This is a genomic window from Streptomyces sp. NPDC005811 (genome assembly GCF_040630405.1).
Lineage (GTDB): Bacteria > Actinomycetota > Actinomycetes > Streptomycetales > Streptomycetaceae > Streptomyces.
Genome location: NZ_JBEXXK010000016.1, coordinates 117,681 through 133,378, shown reverse-complemented (window position 1 = coordinate 133,378; position 15,698 = coordinate 117,681). Strand labels below are relative to the sequence as shown.

The following is a 15,698-nucleotide window of genomic DNA, read 5'->3' as shown; positions in this document are numbered from 1 at the left end:
GATGACCCTGCACACCGACGACGGAGTACGACTGTGGGCGAGCGCGTCCGGCCGGGGCGCGCCGCTCGTCCTGTGCCATGGCGGGCCCGGCCTGTGGGACATGTTCGAGGACGTGGCCGCGCTGCTCGGCGACACCGCCACGGTGATCCGCTGGGACCAGCGCGGCTGCGGCCGTTCGCAGCGGTGCGAAGGACCGTGGACCACCGCCCGGTCCGTGGCCGATCTGGACGCCGTACGACGCCACTTCGGTCTCGGCCGCACCGCCCTGCTCGGCCACTCCTGGGGCGCCCAGCTCGCCCTGGCCTACACGCTCGCCCACCCGGAACGGGTGAGCGCGCTGGTGTACGTCAGCGGCACGGGCATCGGCCCCGACGCCGACTGGCACCCGGCCTACCGCGAGAACCTCCTCGCCCGTCTCGGCGAGACGCCCGGACGCCTCGCCCGCTGGCGGGAACTGACAGACCGTACGACGCTCAACGAGGCCGAGGCGCGGGAGCGTGCCGTGCTGCTGTGGTCCGCCGAGTTCGAGGACCGCGAGCGCGCCCCGGACCTCGCCGACCGCATGGCCGACCCGTGGTTCGGGGTCAACGGCGACTGCAACCAGGCCCTCAACCAGGAGCGGCGCCGGACCTGGGGCACCCCGGCCCTGCGCGCCGCCTGCGCGGCCGTCGACGTGCCGGTGCTGATCGTCGACGGCGCCGGGGACATCCGGCCCCGGTCGGCGGTGGACTCCCTGGAGCGGGCGCTGCCGCGGGTACGCCGGGTGACCTTCCCGGACGCGGGCCACATGCCGTGGACCGAGGCTCCGGACGGCTTCCGGGAGGCCGTGGCGTCGGGCCTGTCCTAGCCCGGCATCTCCGTGCGCTCCCACCACTCGTAGACGGGCAGTCTGCCCTCCGGTGTGTCCGCCCGGCGGGTGGTGGGGCGGAAGTGTTCGTAGCCGTTGCGGAGCTCGATCTTCAGGTCCGCCCCGGGGGCCGTGACCGGGACGATCCGTTGGGGCAGATCGTCCGGACCGCCCTGGAGAAGTGCCTTGGCCGTGTCGCTCATGCCGTCACCGTTCCCGCTCGTCCCGACCCGCTCCCGCACCGCCTGCCCAGGATCAGCCGTCTGGGCGATCACCGCAGGTCAGACAGGTGCGGCCCGATAGGGCGTCTCAGATAGTAGGAAGTCCGAGTAATTGTGCAGACAGCCGCGCGCTCCTCGCTTAACTTTGTAGGAGCCGAACGTCTCGCTCGATCAAGCGAAGGGCGGTCGCGAGCCGGGCCCCGCGCAGGCAACCCCTGCGGCCCGCAGCTCCCCGTCCCGGCGTCTCGTATCCCCTGCCGTACTCCCTGGGTCCTTCGAAGGAGTCGATTCCCCATGGCCGAGACGACCGTCCGCCGCCGAGTCCGCCACACCTCGCGTACGAGCGAGTCCGACCGCAAGCAGGCCGCCGCCGCCCTCCAGCGCGCCCTCGACCGCCGGGACAACGGCGGCGAGACCGGCCACCTGTAGGCAGTTCCCCCCGTAGTCCGGGAGCCGCACCCGCACGGGGCGCGGCGCGGGTCCTGAACGGGACTTCAGGCCCCGCGCCGCACCTCGAACCGGTCGATCCGCCGGCCGTCCTCCGCCAGCGCCGACACCGTCAGCCGCGCCGAGGGCCCGCCGGTCGCCTCCACCGACAGGAACGAGAAGCCCCGGTAGCGCACCCGCGACCACTCCACGGTCTCCGCCGCGTTCTCGCGCGAGCGCGTCCAGTGGAAGGTGTCCACCGCGTCGCGGTCGCGGACGTGCCCCTCGTAGCTCTCCGGCGCGTCCGCCGGGAAGCCGTACAGATCACGGCCGCCGCCGCCCGCCGTGACGTACACCGTCCCGTCCCGCGTCGGGTCCGTGGACCCGCCGACCGGGACGGTCCGGCCCACCCGTCCGCCCTTCAGGGCGTCCGTCCGCTCGTAGACGTGGTTGTGCCCGTTGACCACCAGATCCACCTGGTACCGGTCGAACAGCGGCAGCCACTCCGAGCGCACCCCGCCGTCCGAGGCGTGCGCCGAGGTCGAGTAGGCGCAGTGGTGGAAGAAGACGACGACGAAGTCGACGTCCGGTGACGCGCGCAGGGCGGCCAGCGTCCGCTTCAGCCAGGCCGTCTGCCGGCCCTGGGTGTACCCCTGGTTCGCGGGGATCTCGTACGACACGTCGTTCGCGTCCAGCGCCACCACGCCCACGTTGCCGTACGTGAACGTGTACACGCCCGGGGCGGTGCGCGGGTCGAAGCCGGTGTCCGGGAGGGAGAACCGGGCGAGCTGGCCGCCGTAGCCGTCGGGGGAGTACCAGGCCTCCATGTCGTGGTTGCCGGTCGTCACCATCCACGGCACCGACCGCGCCACCGGCTCGCTCTGCTTCAGGAACGCGTCCCAGGCCGTCGGGTCGTAGCCGTCCGTCTTCTCGCCCTTGCCGGTCCCGTCGGCGTAGCAGATGTCGCCCGCGTGCAGATGGAAGGCGGGGGCCGCCTTCTGCAGCAGCCGGTCGACCGCGGCGGCCGAGCGGCCCACTCCCTGGTCCCCGAACGCGGTGAACACGAACCGCCCGGCGCCCGCCGGTGCCGTACGGAACGAGGCGACCGTGGCGCGGTGCTCCGCGTCGGCCGGGTCGAAGCCGTCGTGGCCGACGCCGTAGTAGTACGTCGTCCCGGGCAGCAGCTCGGTCACCGAGGCGTGCACGTAGTACTGGTCGAGCGCGGTGCGTACGCCCTCCACGCCCGGCGTGTGCAGCGCGCGCACCTCGGCCCGCACCTTGCCGCCGAGGTCGTCGGGGCGGGTGCCGATCCGTACGTACGGCTCCCGCACGGCGGCCGGGACCTGCCAGGAGATCCGCATCCCGGTGCGCGGGTCCGCGCCGAAGGAGAGATGGCGGCCGAAGGGGACGGCCGAGGAGCGCTCCGTGGAACGCGACGCGGTGGCGGTGGGGGCCGCCGACGCCCTCGGGCCGGGGGAGTCGCCCCCGCAGCCGGCCAGCAGCCCGCCCGCCGCCACCGCGCCCGCCGACACCAGGGTGCGGCGCCGGGTGAGCTTCGTGCGCAGATACTCGTACTGCTCCGCCATACTCATCCCGCGGGCGAGCTGCGGCGGAATGCCGACGTCCGGTGTCTCCATGCGGGAGAAGTTTCCCGGTCGGTCCAACGGGCGTCCTGCGTACGGGTGAACGCCGGTCGACCGGAGCACGCCGTCCTTCCCTCCGGGTGTCCGTATGGCGGACCGAGGCGTGTCATTCCATGGGACAAGGAGTACGGTGCCGACATGTCTCGCAGCATCAATCTCGCAGTGATTCCCGGTGACGGCATCGGCCAGGAGGTCGTGGCCGAAGGTCTCAAGGTCCTCTCCGCCGTCCTCCCGCAGGATGTGAAGCTGGAGACCAAGGAGTACGACTTCGGCGCCAAGCGCTACCACGACACCGGTGAGACCCTCACCGACGCCGACCTCGACGCGCTCAAGCAGCACGACGCGATCCTGCTCGGCGCGATCGGTGACCCGTCGGTCCCGTCCGGCGTCCTGGAGCGCGGCTTCCTGCTCAAGCTCCGCTTCGCCTTCGACCACCACGTCAACCTGCGGCCCTCGAAGCTGCTGCCCGGCGTCGACACCCCCCTCAAGGGCCAGCCGGCCATCGACTTCGTCGTGGTCCGCGAGGGCACCGAGGGCCCGTACACCGGCAATGGCGGCACCATCCGCAAGGGCACCGAGCACGAGGTCGCGACCGAGGTCTCGGTGAACACCGCGTTCGGCGTCGAGCGTGTCGTGCGGGACGCCTTCGCCCGCGCCCAGGCCCGCCCGCGCAAGAAGCTCACCCTCGTCCACAAGAACAACGTGCTGACCTTCGCCGGTCACCTGTGGACGAACATCTTCACCAAGGTCGCCGCGGAGTTCCCCGAGGTCGGCACCGACTACATCCACGTCGACGCGGCCACGATCTACCTGGTCACCGACCCGGGCCGGTTCGACGTCATCGTCACCGACAACCTCTTCGGCGACATCATCACCGACCTCGCCGCGGCCGTCTCCGGCGGCATCGGCGTCGCGGCCTCCGGCAACATCAACCCCGCCGGCACGTTCCCGTCGATGTTCGAGCCCGTCCACGGCTCGGCCCCCGACATCGCCGGCCAGGGCAAGGCCGACCCCACCGCCACGGTCCTGTCCGTCGCCCTCCTGCTGCGCCACCTCGGCTACGAGACCGAGGCCGCGCGCATCGACGAGGCCGTCTCCGCCGACCTCGCGGAGCGCACCGGCAAGCCCGCCCGCAGCACGTCCGAGATCGGCGACGCGCTGGCCGTACGAGTAGCCGGCTGACCCCGCCGCCACTCGAATCCCTCGAAGCCGCCGGGTCGCATCCGCACCCGGCGGCTTCCGCATGTCCCCGCCGGGTGAAACCATCAGCCCCGGGTCGCATTCCCGCCGTTTTCTTCCCGCCGTCCCGCTTGCGATAATCGAACGCGGAGCCGCGGAATGAGGCAATGCTCGGACGTCCTACTACTGGCCACCGGCCGTACGGACGTGAGCGCGGCCCGTCACTACAACCGGTGAAGGACAACCACTCATGACGACGCCCACGATCGAGCTCAAGCCCTCCGCCAGCCCCACCGCCGCCGCCGAGCGCGAGGCGGTCCTGGCGAACCCCGGGTTCGGCCGCCACTTCACCGATCACATGGTGACGATCAAGTGGACCGAGGGCCGCGGCTGGCACGACGGCCAGCTCGTCCCGTACGCGCCGATCCCGCTCGACCCGGCGACCAACGTCCTGCACTACGCCCAGGAGATCTTCGAGGGACTCAAGGCCTACCGCCGGCCCGACGGCTCCGTCGCCACCTTCCGCCCGGACAAGAACGCCAAGCGCTTCCAGGCCTCCGCCCGCCGCCTCGCCATGCCCGAGCTGCCGGTCGAGACCTTCATCGAGGCCTGTGACGTCCTGGTCGCCCAGGACAAGGACTGGGTGCCCGCGCACGGCGGCGAGGAGTCCCTCTACCTGCGTCCCTTCATGATCGCCACCGAGGTCGGGCTGGGCGTGAAGCCGGCCAACGAGTACCTGTTCCTGGTCATCGCCTCCCCGGCCGGCGCCTACTTCCCGGGCGGCGTGAAGCCCGTCTCCATCTGGGTCTCCGAGGACCACGTCCGCGCCGTCCCCGGCGGCATGGGCGACGCCAAGACCGGCGGCAACTACGCCGCCTCCCTGCTCGCCCAGGCCGAGGCCGCCGCGCAGGGCTGCGCCCAGGTCTGCTACCTCGACGCGGTCGAGCGCACGTGGGTCGAGGAACTCGGCGGCATGAACCTCTACTTCGTCTACGGCGACCGGATCGTCACGCCGTCGCTGACCGGCTCCATCCTGGAGGGCGTCACCCGTGACTCCCTGCTCACCGTCGCCCGCGACCTCGGCTACACGGCCGAGGAGGGCCGGATCTCCGTCGAGCAGTGGCAGCGCGACTCGGAGAACGGCACCCTGACCGAGGTCTTCGCCTGCGGTACCGCCGCCGTGATCACCCCGGTCGGCACGGTCAAGCGCACCGGCGCCGAGTGGCAGCAGTCGGGCGGCGAGCCCGGCGAGGTCACCCTGAAGCTCCGCCAGGCCCTGCTGGACATCCAGCGCGGCACGGCCGAGGACCGGCACGGCTGGATGCACCCGCTGGGCTGAGCCACCGCACCCCTGCACAGGGCCGCTCCCGACCTCCGGGGGCGGCCCTGCCGCGTCTCCGGGGTTCCCACTATATTGAGCGCCACTCAAACAGGCTGCCTCTAAGTCTTACGATCTTCATGGCAAGCCGCTTAGAGTGGCGCTCGAACCATCGGAGGTCACCGTGCGACTCACCCCCACCGAACGCGACCGTCTGCTGCTCTTCGGCGCCGCCGAACTGGCCCGGGCCCGTCGCGCCCGGGGCCTCAGGCTGAACGTCCCCGAGGCCACCGCGCTCGTCGCGGACACCGTCTGCGAGGCGGCCCGGGACGGGCTGCGGCTGGCCGAGGCGATCGAGCGCGCCCGCTCGGTGCTCGGCCCGGACGACGTGCTGCCGGGCGTGGCGGACATCGTCACCGAGGTGCACGTCGAGGCCGTCTTCGACGACGGTTCGCGGCTCGCGGTGGTCTCCGACCCGATCGGCGGCGGCCTCGGCGGGAGCGCCCCCGGCGCCCTGCTGCCGGGCCCCGGTCACGAGGAACCCGGGGCGGCCGTCCGGCTGACCGTGACCAACACCGCCGACGTCCCCGTCTCCGTCACCTCCCACTTCCACTTCTTCGAGGCCAACCCCCGGCTCGACTTCGACCGGGCGGCCGCCTACGGCATGCGTCTGGCCGTGCCCGCGGGCTCGTCGGTGCGGTTCGGGCCGGGGGACGCGCTGGAGGTCGGCCTTCTGCCGATCGGCGGCGCCCGCGTCGCCATCGGCTTCGCCGGTCTCGTCGACGGCCCCCTGGACGCGCCCGGCGCCCGCGAGGAGGCCCTGCGCCGCGCCGCCGCCTGCGGCTACCTCGGCGTACCGGCCGCCTCCGGCGAAGGCGTACCGGCAGCCGTCTCCGGCGAGGAGGACGCGCGATGAGCCGCCCCGGCGGCCACCCCGCCGAGGCCCGCCGTCTCACCCCGTACGAGTACGCCGCCACCCACGGCCCCCGCGCCGGCGACCGGGTCCGCCTCGGCGACTCGGGACTCGTCGTCCGGGTCGAGTCCGACTCCCAGCGCCCCGGCGACGAGTTCCTCGCCGGGTTCGGCAAGACCGCCCGCGACGGACTGCATCTGAAGGCCGCCGCCGTCCGGGACACGTGTGACGTCGTGATCAGCAACGTCGTGGTGATCGACGCCGTCCTCGGCGTCCGCAAGGTGTCCATCGGCATCCGCGAGGGCCGGATCCACGCCATCGGGCGGGCCGGGAACCCCGACACCCTCGACGGGGTCGACGTCGTCGTCGGCACCGGGACCTCCATCGTCTCCGGGGAGGGGCTGATCGCCACCGCCGGGGCCGTCGACACCCATGTCCATCTGCTGTCACCGCGGATCATGGAGGCCTCGCTGGCCTCCGGCGTGACCACGGTCATCGGGCAGGAGTTCGGGCCGGTGTGGGGCGTCGGCGTCAACTCGCCCTGGGCGCTGCGGCACGCGTTCGGCGCGTTCGACGCCTGGCCGGTCAACATCGGCTTCCTGGGCCGGGGTTCGTCCTCCCACGCGGCGCCCCTGGTGGAGGCGCTGGCCGAGGGCGGCGCGTCCGGCTTCAAGGTGCACGAGGACATGGGCGCCCACACCAGGGCGCTGGACACGGCCCTGCGCGTGGCCGAGGAGCACGACGTCCAGGTCGCCCTGCACAGCGACGGCCTGAACGAGTGCCTCTCCGTCGAGGACACCCTCAGGGTGCTGGAGGGCCGGACCATCCACGCCTTCCACATCGAGGGCTGCGGCGGCGGACACGTCCCCAACGTGCTGAAGATGGCGGGCGTCCCGAACGTCATCGGCTCCTCGACCAACCCCACGCTCCCCTTCGGCCGGGACGCCGTCGCCGAGCACTACGGCATGATCGTCTCCGTCCACGACCTGAAGACCGACCTGCCCGGCGACGCGGCCATGGCCCGCGACCGCATCCGCGCCGGGACCATGGGCGCCGAGGACGTCCTGCACGACCTGGGCGCGATCGGCATCACCTCCTCCGACGCCCAGGGCATGGGCCGGGCGGGGGAGACCGTCCGCCGGACCTTCGCCATGGCCGGGAAGATGAAGGCCGAGTCCGGCGCCCCGGACGAGGACCACGACAACGAACGCGTCCTGCGCTACCTCGCCAAGCTGACCATCAACCCCGCCATCGCGCACGGCCTCGCGCACGAGGTCGGCTCCATCGAGGTCGGCAAGCTCGCCGACATCGTGCTGTGGCGCCCCGAGTACTTCGGCGCCAAGCCGCAGCTCGTCCTCAAGGCCGGCTTCCCGGCGTACGGCGTGACGGGCGACCCGAACGCGGCCACCGACGACTGCGAACCGCTCGTCCTGGGACCGCAGTTCGGGGCGTACGGCGCCACGCCCGCCGACCTCTCCGTGGCCTTCGTCGCGCAGGCCGCCCTGGACCGGGGCCACGACCGGATGCCGACCCGCCGCCGCAGGGTCGCCGTCCGCGGCACCCGCGGGATCGGCCCGGCCGACCTGCGCCTCAACTCCCGTACCGGAACGGTCGACGTGGACCGGCGCACCGGCCTGGTCACCCTCGACGGAGAGCCCCTGCGCTCCGCACCGGCCGAGTCCGTCTCCCTCAACCGCCTGTACTTCCTGTGAGGATCACCCATGTCCGCTGCCGCCGACGGCTTCCGCATGCCCGCCGAGTGGGCGCCCCACGAACGCACCTGGATGGCCTGGCCGGGCCCCAACGACACCTTCGCCGACGACGGGGAACTCTCCGCCGCCCGCGCCGCCTGGGCGCGGGTCGCCCGTACCGTCCGCCGCTTCGAACCGGTCACGGTGGTGTGCGGACCGGGACAGTCCGCCGAGGCCGCCGCCCTCCTCGGCCCCGAGGCGGACCTCGTCGAACGCGACCTCGACGACGCCTGGATGCGGGACATCGGCCCCACGTTCCTGACCGACGACCGCGGCGGACTCGCCGCCGTCGACTGGACGTTCAACGGCTGGGGCGCCCAGCACTGGGCCCGCTGGGAGCACGACGCGAAGATCGCCGCGCAGGTCGCGGACCTCGCGGGGGCGCGCACCTACGCCTCGCGGCTGGTCAACGAGGGCGGCGCGATCCATGTCGACGGCGAGGGGACGGTCCTGCTGACGGAGACCGTCCAGCTCGGCCCGGAACGCAACCCCGGCTGGACCCGCGAGGAGGTCGAGGCCGAGGTCCACTCGCTGCTCGGCACCCGCAGGGCGATCTGGCTGCCGCGCGGGCTGACCGGCGACTACCCCCCGCACGGCTACGGCACCCTCGGCCACGTCGACATCGTCGCCGCCTTCGCCGCCCCCGGCGTGGTGGTGGCGCACCGCCAGCCCGACCCGGCCCATCCCGACCACGAGGTCACCGAGGAGGTCATCGGCATCCTCCGCGCCGCGACCGACGCCCGGGGCCGCCGCCTCGAGGTCGTCGACGTCCCCGCCCCGACCGTCCTGGAGGCCGACGGCCACTGGGCCGACTACTCCTACATCAACCACTACCTCTGCAACGGCGGAGTCGTCCTCTGTGCCTTCGACGACCCCCGTGACGCCCTGGCCGCCGACATCTTCCGCCGGCTCTTCCCCGACCGCGCGGTCACCCTGGTCGACGCCCGCACGATCTTCGCGGGCGGCGGCGGCATCCACTGCATCACCCAGCAGCAGCCGAAGCGCCGGGTCGGGTAGAACGTACGCGTGAACGCCCTCCCGCCGTGCCGAACCCGCGACCTCCCCGCCCCGCACCGCTGTGCCGGTGCCGTCCGCGCGGGGGCCGCACTGTGACCGCCGCCCGGCGGCGCACCCCCGCGCCGCCGCGCGAGGAGGTGCTGGTCGCCGCCATGAGCATGATCGCCGAGCGCGGGCTGGAGAAGCTCACCATGGCCGGGCTCGGGCGGGAGGTGGGGATGAGCAGTGGGCATCTCCTCTACTACTTCCACTCCAAGGACGAGCTGCTGCTGCGGACGCTGGAGTGGAGCGAGGGGCGGCTCGGGGCCGAGCGGGCGCGGCTGCTGACCGCGGACCTGGGCGTCCGGGAGCGGCTCGACGCCTATGTCGACCTGTACGTCCCCGACGGGCACCGTGATCCCCACTGGACGCTCTGGCTGGAGGTCTGGAACCGCTCGCAGAACGCCGACGACACCGCCCGCGACCGGCAGGCCGCCATCGAGGGCGCCTGGCACCGCGACCTGGTGGCCCTGCTCGCGGAAGGGGTGTCGCGCGGCGCGTTCCGCCCCGTCGACCCCGACCGGTACGCGACCCGGCTGCGGGCGCTGCTGGACGGTTTCTCCATCCATGTGGCGATCGGGCTGCGCGGCACGGACCGGCGGCAGGTGCTGGCGCATGTGCGCGAGTTCCTCGACGCCTCGCTTCCCGCATCCTGAGACACCCGGCTCACGGAGGTCCGGCTTGTGCCAGACTGCCCCCGTGTTCTCGTTCGCCATGATTATTGGCAGCAGGCGCGCCGGTCCGCAGTGACCGCCACGTACGACCAGGTACGGGTGGCCACCGTCGTCCTCGACCCGCGCGCAGACCTCTCGCACCCGCGAGAGGTTTTTCGCTTTTCTGGCCCACCCACAGCCGGGAGCGAGCGCACGAGGGACCATGGGGACGGTGGAGCCGGTCATTCCGGTAAGACCGAAGATCCACAACAGGAGCCTTGAGACCATGACCGAGACGGCAACCAGCGAGCTCGACGACTCGTTCCACGTCTTCGACACCACCCTGCGCGACGGCGCCCAGCGGGAGGGCATCAACCTCACCGTCGCCGACAAGCTCGCGATCGCACGGCACCTGGACGACTTCGGCGTCGGCTTCATCGAGGGCGGCTGGCCCGGCGCCAACCCCCGGGACACCGAGTTCTTCGCCCGCGCCCAGCAGGAGATCGACTTCCAGCACGCCCAGCTGGTCGCCTTCGGCGCGACCCGCCGCGCGGGCGCCAAGGCCGCCGAGGACCCGCAGGTCAAGGCGCTCCTGGAGTCCGGGGCCCCGGTCGTCACCCTCGTCGCCAAGTCCCACGACCGGCACGTCGAGCTGGCCCTGCGCACCACCCTGGACGAGAACCTGGAGATGGTCCGCGACACCGTCTCCTTCCTCAAGGGCCAGGGCCGCCGGGTCTTCGTCGACTGCGAGCACTTCTTCGACGGCTACCGCGCCAACCCCGAGTACGCCAAGGCCGTCGTCCGCGCCGCCGCCGAGGCCGGCGCCGACGTCGTCATCCTCTGCGACACCAACGGCGGCATGCTCCCCGCCCAGGTCCAGGCGGTCGTCTCCACCGTCCTCGCCGACACCGGCGCCCGTCTCGGCATCCACGCCCAGGACGACACCGGCTGCGCGGTCGCCAACACCCTCGCCGCCGTGGACGCCGGCGCCACCCACGTCCAGTGCACGGCGAACGGCTACGGCGAGCGCGTCGGCAACGCCAACCTCTTCCCGGTCGTCGCCGCCCTGGAACTGAAGTACGGCAAGAAGGTCCTCCCCGAGGGCCGGCTGCGCGACATGACCCGGATCTCGCACGCCATCGCCGAGGTCGTCAACCTCACGCCCTCCACCCACCAGCCCTACGTGGGTGTCTCCGCCTTCGCCCACAAGGCCGGACTGCACGCCTCCGCCATCAAGGTCGACCCGGACCTCTACCAGCACATCGACCCCGAGCAGGTCGGCAACACCATGCGCATGCTGGTCTCCGACATGGCGGGCCGCGCCTCGGTCGAGCTCAAGGGCAAGGAACTCGGCGTCGACCTCGGCGGCGACCGCGAGCTGGTCGGCCGGGTCGTGGAGCGCGTCAAGGAGCGCGAGCTCAGGGGCTACACGTACGAGGCCGCCGACGCCTCCTTCGAACTGCTGCTGCGCACCGAGGTGCAGGGCGGCAAGCCGCTGCGCTACTTCGAGGTGGAGTCCTGGCGGGCCATCGTCGAGGACCGCCCCGACGGCACCCACGCCAACGAGGCCACCGTCAAGCTGTGGGCCAAGGGCGAGCGGATCGTCGCCACCGCCGAGGGCAACGGCCCGGTGAACGCCCTCGACCGGGCCCTGCGGGTCGCGCTGGAGAAGATCTACCCCCAGCTCGCCAAGCTCGAGCTGGTCGACTACAAGGTCCGCATCCTCGAAGGCGTCCACGGCACCGAGTCCACCACCCGCGTCCTGATCTCCACGACCGACGGAACGGGAGAGTGGTCCACGGTGGGCGTCGCGGAGAACGTCATCGCGGCCTCCTGGCAGGCCCTTGAGGACGCCTACACGTACGGGCTGCTCAAGGCGGGGGTCCAGCCGGCCGAGTGACCGTGACGGGTGTCAGAACCCCCGCCACACATTGTCGAAGGCCGCGTCCTCGACGCGCCGCCGCTGCCGTACGGCCTCCAGCTCCGTCAGCGCGCCGTTGACCGCCGCGAGCACGGTCACCAGCGCCTCGTCGGCCGGCACCGGCGGCTCGTCCGCCGCTCCCTCGGGGATGCCCAGCGCGGCGGCGAGCGAGGCGAGGACGGGCTCGCGCGCGGTCCAGCGCTCCTTCGCGCGGGCCCGGTCCGGCGCCTCCGCGGCGACCTCGCGGCCGTTCCTCGGCACCAAGAGCCGGTACCGGGGCCGGCCGGCCGCCTCCTCCGTCTCCAGCTCGTTGGCGTAGGCCTGGGCCAGTCCGTCGCCCCGGCGCCACAGCCAGTCCTCGACGGACTCGTGCGGCGACTCCCGGACGAGGGCCGCGCCGGCCTCGGCCAGCAGCCGGTCGTCCGTGGCCGGCGGCAGCCCGGGCACGATGCGGTCGTCGTCCAGCGTGACCGCCTCGGTGGCGAGCAGGTCGGCCAGCTCGGCCCCCGCGAGGGCCAGGGAGAGGTCGCCCCGCTCGACGGGCCGGGCGGACGGGACGTCGAGGGAGACGATCAGCAGATCGCGCGCAGTGGTCATGGCGGACTCCAGGTCGGTTGAACCCATGATCCCTCCCTCCCCGCCCCGGGGCGAGAACACCTCTTGACGGGTCTGCGGGGCATTAGTTAACTCACGACATGATCTAAGCAATGAGTGAACTGTGGGAGTCCTGAGGGAACCCGAGAGCCGAGGGAAGGTCCATGCCGAGAACCGCCCTGCTCGTCTCCACCGCGCTGTTCGCCGCGCTGCTGTCCCCGACCGCCGTCCGCGCCGCCGCCGACCCCGCCCCGACCCCCGTAGACCGCTTCGAGGGCGAGGTGCCCTTCGCGTCCCAGCCCGCCGAGGGCATCTTCACCTGGGGCAGCGACGCCGACGACCCGCCCGCGCTCCGGCTGGCCGACCGCGCCGACGCCCCCGAGGGCGGGCGGGTCCTGGCCGGCACGTACGACATCAGCGGCTGGGGCGGCTTCACCCACGACTACGCCGCCACCGGACCCGCCCACGACTGGTCGGCCCACCAGGGCATCCGGTTCTGGTGGGAGGGGCACGGCGACGGCCGCAGGATCGCCTTCGAGATCAAGGACGGCGGCGCCCACGGCGAGGCCTCCGAACTGTGGACGACGTCCTTCACCGACGACTTCACCGGCTGGCGGCGCGTCGAGATCCCCTTCGCCGACTTCCGGTACCGCACCGACTACCAGCCGGTCGGCGGCATCGACCACGTGCTCGGACTGACACGGATGTGGGGGTACGCGGTCACCCTGCCCGTGGGTTCCGGCGGCGACTTCGCCCTGGACGGCGTCGAGCTCTACGGCCGCGCCGACCAGTCCCTGCGGGCCTCCGTCACCACCGACGCGGCCGTGTACCCGGTACGGGAGGGCGGCGCGGCCACGGTCCGGGTCACCCTGGCCACCACCGGTTCCGCCCCGGTCGACGAGCCGGTGACGGTGACCTACGGGACGGCCGGCGGCACCGCCGAGCCCGGGCGGGACTACACCCCGGTCGCCGGCACCCTCACCTTCCCCGCGGGCACCCCCTCCGGGACCTCCCGCACGGTGCGGATCCCGACCCTGCGGGACCGGACCGCCGAAGCCGCCGAGACCGTCCCGCTGACGCTCACGGTCACCGGCGCCAAGGCTCCCGCCGAAACCCCGCAGATCGTGATCGACGCGCACGGACTGCCGTATCTGAACGACAAGTTGCCGGTGCGGAAGCGCGTCGCCGACCTGCTCTCCCGGATGTCCCTCGCGGAGAAGGCCGGCCAGATGACCCAGGCCGAGCGGGGCGCGCTGACCGCGCCGGGCGACATCGCCGCGTACGGCCTCGGCTCGCTGCTGTCCGGCGGCGGCTCGACGCCCACGCCCAACACCCCCGAGGCCTGGGCGAAGATGATCGACGCCTTCCAGCTCCGGACGCGGGCCACGCGGTTCCAGATCCCGCTGATCTACGGCGTCGACGCCGTCCACGGCCACAACAACCTGGTCGGCGCCACGGTCATGCCGCACAACATCGGCATCGGGGCCACCCGCGATCCCCGACTGGCGTACCGCACGGGCGAGGTGACCGCCGCCGAGGTCCGCGCCACCGGTGTCCCCTGGGACTTCGCCCCCTGTCTGTGCGTCACCCGCGACGAACGCTGGGGGCGCTCCTACGAGTCCTTCGGCGAGGACCCCGCGCTGGTGGAGTCGATGGAGACGGTGATCCAGGGCCTCCAAGGCGCCCCGGACGGACGGGACTTGAAGGACGACGACAAGGTCCTCGCCACCGCCAAGCACTTCGTCGGCGACGGCGGCACCAGCTACGGCTCCTCCACCACCGGCAGCTACACGATCGACCAGGGCGTCACCCGGGTCACCCGGGAGCAGCTGGAGGCCGTCCATCTCGCGCCGTACCAGGCTGCGGTCGACCGGGGCGTCGGCACGGTCATGCCCTCCTACTCCTCCCTCGACATCGCGGGGGACGGACAGGGCCCGGTGAAGATGCACGCCCGCGCCGACATGATCAACGGTGTGCTGAAGGGCCGGATGGGCTTCGACGGGTTCGTCATCAGTGACTGGGCGGCCATCGACCAGCTCCCCGGCGACCATGCCTCGGACGTCCGTACGTCGGTCGACGCCGGCCTGGACATGATCATGGTCCCGTACGCCTACCAGGACTTCACCCGGACGCTGACCGACGAGGTGACGGCGGGCCGGATCGGCGAGCGGCGGATCGACGACGCCGTCTCCCGCATCCTCGCCCAGAAGTTCCGCCTCGGCCTCTTCGAACACCCGTACGCCGACACCAGTGGCGCCGCCGACATCGGCTCCGCCACCCACCGGGCCGTGGCCCGGCAGGCCGCCGCCGAGTCGCAGGTGCTGCTGAAGAACTCGGGCGGCCTGCTGCCGCTGAAGAAGACCCAGAAGGTGTACGTCGCCGGATCGAACGCCGACGACATCGGCAACCAGACGGGCGGCTGGACGGTCACCTGGCAGGGTGCGTCCGGCAACACCACCCCCGGCACGACGATCCTGGAGGGGATGCGTCGGACGGGTGCGCCGGTGACGTACTCCCAGGACGCCTCCGCGCCCCTGAGCGGCTACGACGTCGGTGTGGTCGTCGTCGGCGAGACCCCCTACGCCGAGGGCGTCGGCGATGTCGGCAACGGCAACGACCTGGAGCTGAGCCCCGCCGACCGGGCGGCCGTGGACCGGGTGTGCGCGGCCATGAAGTGCGTGGTGCTGATCGTCTCCGGCCGCCCGCAGCTGATCGGCGACCGGCTCGGTTCGATCGACGCCCTGGTCGCCTCCTGGCTGCCGGGCACCGAGGGCGACGGCGTGGCCGACGTGCTCTACGGCCGCCGTCCCTTCACCGGCCGGCTCCCGGTGACCTGGCCCCGCTCCGAGGCCCAGCTCCCGATCAACGTCGGCGACCCGGTGTACGACCCGCAGTACCCGTACGGCTGGGGTCTGACGACCCTGGCGAAGACCCCCGGGGGCGGACCGGCCACCCTGGAACGGCTGGCGGACACGGCGGGGCGGGCGCACACCGCGCAGGCGGGCCGCGACGCCGTCGACCGGGCCCGCCGGATCGTCCAGGCGCGCATCGCCGACCGGATCACGGCCGCCTCCGCGAAGCCCTTCGCCGAGGCCGACCATCTGTTGCTGACCGGGCGGTACGCGCAGGCGGTGCGCAAGCTGATCGAGGCCTATCGCGCCGGGTGACCTGTTTGG

13 protein-coding genes are annotated in these 15,698 nt (G+C 72.6%); 10 read left to right on the top strand and 3 right to left on the bottom strand.

The genetic code is table 11. The features are described from left to right. Nucleotide 1 precedes the first annotated feature (1 nt). Nucleotides 2-847, top strand: a complete 846-nt coding sequence (locus ABZ490_RS19225) for an alpha/beta hydrolase (protein ID WP_358991242.1) — start codon at nucleotides 2-4, stop codon at nucleotides 845-847. On the opposite strand, the gene ABZ490_RS19220 is transcribed toward ABZ490_RS19225, so the two are convergent. Beyond that, nucleotides 844-1,050 (bottom strand): DUF5988 family protein, encoded by a 207-nt coding sequence (locus ABZ490_RS19220; protein ID WP_358991239.1) that lies wholly within the window; start codon nucleotides 1,048-1,050, stop codon nucleotides 844-846. The genes ABZ490_RS19225 and ABZ490_RS19220 overlap by 4 nt on opposite strands. A gap of 312 nt (nucleotides 1,051-1,362) precedes the next feature. On the opposite strand from ABZ490_RS19220, the gene ABZ490_RS19215 reads away from it, so the two are divergent. Continuing rightward, nucleotides 1,363-1,497 carry a hypothetical protein gene (locus ABZ490_RS19215; RefSeq protein ID WP_099053954.1) on the top strand — a complete coding sequence of 45 codons (135 nt, stop codon included), beginning with the start codon at nucleotides 1,363-1,365 and terminating at the stop codon, nucleotides 1,495-1,497. A 65-nt stretch (nucleotides 1,498-1,562) separates the two neighbouring features. Here ABZ490_RS19215 and ABZ490_RS19210 read toward each other — a convergent pair whose 3' ends face one another. Further along, nucleotides 1,563-3,131: a metallophosphoesterase family protein gene (locus ABZ490_RS19210; protein ID WP_358991236.1), complete on the bottom strand. Its 1,569-nt coding sequence runs from the start codon at nucleotides 3,129-3,131 to the stop codon at nucleotides 1,563-1,565. Between the two features lie 144 nt (nucleotides 3,132-3,275). On the opposite strand from ABZ490_RS19210, the gene ABZ490_RS19205 reads away from it, so the two are divergent. The 7 genes from ABZ490_RS19205 to cimA all read left to right on the top strand — a co-directional run bounded on the left by ABZ490_RS19205 (nucleotide 3,276) and on the right by cimA (nucleotide 11,907). Next, nucleotides 3,276-4,319 carry a 3-isopropylmalate dehydrogenase gene (locus ABZ490_RS19205; RefSeq protein WP_358991233.1) on the top strand — a complete coding sequence of 348 codons (1,044 nt, stop codon included), beginning with the start codon at nucleotides 3,276-3,278 and terminating at the stop codon, nucleotides 4,317-4,319. A gap of 247 nt (nucleotides 4,320-4,566) precedes the next feature. Beyond that, entirely contained in the window at nucleotides 4,567-5,655 is a 1,089-nt protein-coding gene (locus tag ABZ490_RS19200; RefSeq protein ID WP_358991231.1) for a branched-chain amino acid aminotransferase, read from the top strand. A gap of 163 nt (nucleotides 5,656-5,818) precedes the next feature. Next, a complete protein-coding gene (ureA, locus tag ABZ490_RS19195) occupies nucleotides 5,819-6,550 on the top strand; it encodes an urease subunit gamma (protein ID WP_358991228.1) in 732 nt (243 codons plus the stop codon). Beyond that, nucleotides 6,547-8,259: an urease subunit alpha gene (locus tag ABZ490_RS19190; RefSeq protein WP_358991225.1), complete on the top strand. Its 1,713-nt coding sequence runs from the start codon at nucleotides 6,547-6,549 to the stop codon at nucleotides 8,257-8,259. The genes ureA and ABZ490_RS19190 overlap by 4 nt, the downstream gene beginning before the upstream one ends. A 9-nt stretch (nucleotides 8,260-8,268) precedes the next feature. Further along, nucleotides 8,269-9,315, top strand: a complete 1,047-nt coding sequence (locus tag ABZ490_RS19185) for an agmatine deiminase family protein (RefSeq protein ID WP_358991222.1) — start codon at nucleotides 8,269-8,271, stop codon at nucleotides 9,313-9,315. Between the two features lie 152 nt (nucleotides 9,316-9,467). Then, complete coding sequence (locus ABZ490_RS19180; RefSeq protein WP_358991424.1) at nucleotides 9,468-10,010, top strand: TetR/AcrR family transcriptional regulator; 543 nt, start codon at nucleotides 9,468-9,470, stop codon at nucleotides 10,008-10,010. Nucleotides 10,011-10,293: 283 nt separating this feature from the next. Continuing rightward, a complete protein-coding gene (cimA, locus tag ABZ490_RS19175) occupies nucleotides 10,294-11,907 on the top strand; it encodes a citramalate synthase (RefSeq protein WP_358991219.1) in 1,614 nt (537 codons plus the stop codon). Nucleotides 11,908-11,919: 12 nt separating this feature from the next. Here cimA and ABZ490_RS19170 read toward each other — a convergent pair whose 3' ends face one another. Beyond that, complete coding sequence (locus ABZ490_RS19170; RefSeq protein WP_358991421.1) at nucleotides 11,920-12,525, bottom strand: GPP34 family phosphoprotein; 606 nt, start codon at nucleotides 12,523-12,525, stop codon at nucleotides 11,920-11,922. 161 nt (nucleotides 12,526-12,686) lie between these two features. Between ABZ490_RS19170 and ABZ490_RS19165 the strand changes: the two genes are divergently transcribed. After that, nucleotides 12,687-15,689: a glycoside hydrolase family 3 N-terminal domain-containing protein gene (locus ABZ490_RS19165; RefSeq protein ID WP_358991215.1), complete on the top strand. Its 3,003-nt coding sequence runs from the start codon at nucleotides 12,687-12,689 to the stop codon at nucleotides 15,687-15,689. The last annotated feature ends 9 nt before the right edge of the window (nucleotides 15,690-15,698 follow it).

Bases quoted from the DNA above. Each gene is read 5' to 3' on its own strand.
- ABZ490_RS19225 (WP_358991242.1), top strand. From the start codon at position 2: ATGACCCTGCACACCGACGACGGAGTACGACTGTGGGCGAGCGCGTCC.
- ABZ490_RS19220 (WP_358991239.1), bottom strand. From the start codon at position 1,050: ATGAGCGACACGGCCAAGGCACTTCTCCAGGGCGGTCCGGACGATCTG.
- ABZ490_RS19215 (WP_099053954.1), top strand. From the start codon at position 1,363: ATGGCCGAGACGACCGTCCGCCGCCGAGTCCGCCACACCTCGCGTACG.
- ABZ490_RS19210 (WP_358991236.1), bottom strand. From the start codon at position 3,131: ATGGAGACACCGGACGTCGGCATTCCGCCGCAGCTCGCCCGCGGGATG.
- ABZ490_RS19205 (WP_358991233.1), top strand. From the start codon at position 3,276: ATGTCTCGCAGCATCAATCTCGCAGTGATTCCCGGTGACGGCATCGGC.
- ABZ490_RS19200 (WP_358991231.1), top strand. From the start codon at position 4,567: ATGACGACGCCCACGATCGAGCTCAAGCCCTCCGCCAGCCCCACCGCC.
- ABZ490_RS19190 (WP_358991225.1), top strand. From the start codon at position 6,547: ATGAGCCGCCCCGGCGGCCACCCCGCCGAGGCCCGCCGTCTCACCCCG.
- ABZ490_RS19185 (WP_358991222.1), top strand. From the start codon at position 8,269: ATGTCCGCTGCCGCCGACGGCTTCCGCATGCCCGCCGAGTGGGCGCCC.
- ABZ490_RS19180 (WP_358991424.1), top strand. From the start codon at position 9,468: ATGAGCATGATCGCCGAGCGCGGGCTGGAGAAGCTCACCATGGCCGGG.
- cimA (WP_358991219.1), top strand. From the start codon at position 10,294: ATGACCGAGACGGCAACCAGCGAGCTCGACGACTCGTTCCACGTCTTC.
- ABZ490_RS19170 (WP_358991421.1), bottom strand. From the start codon at position 12,525: ATGACCACTGCGCGCGATCTGCTGATCGTCTCCCTCGACGTCCCGTCC.
- ABZ490_RS19165 (WP_358991215.1), top strand. From the start codon at position 12,687: ATGCCGAGAACCGCCCTGCTCGTCTCCACCGCGCTGTTCGCCGCGCTG.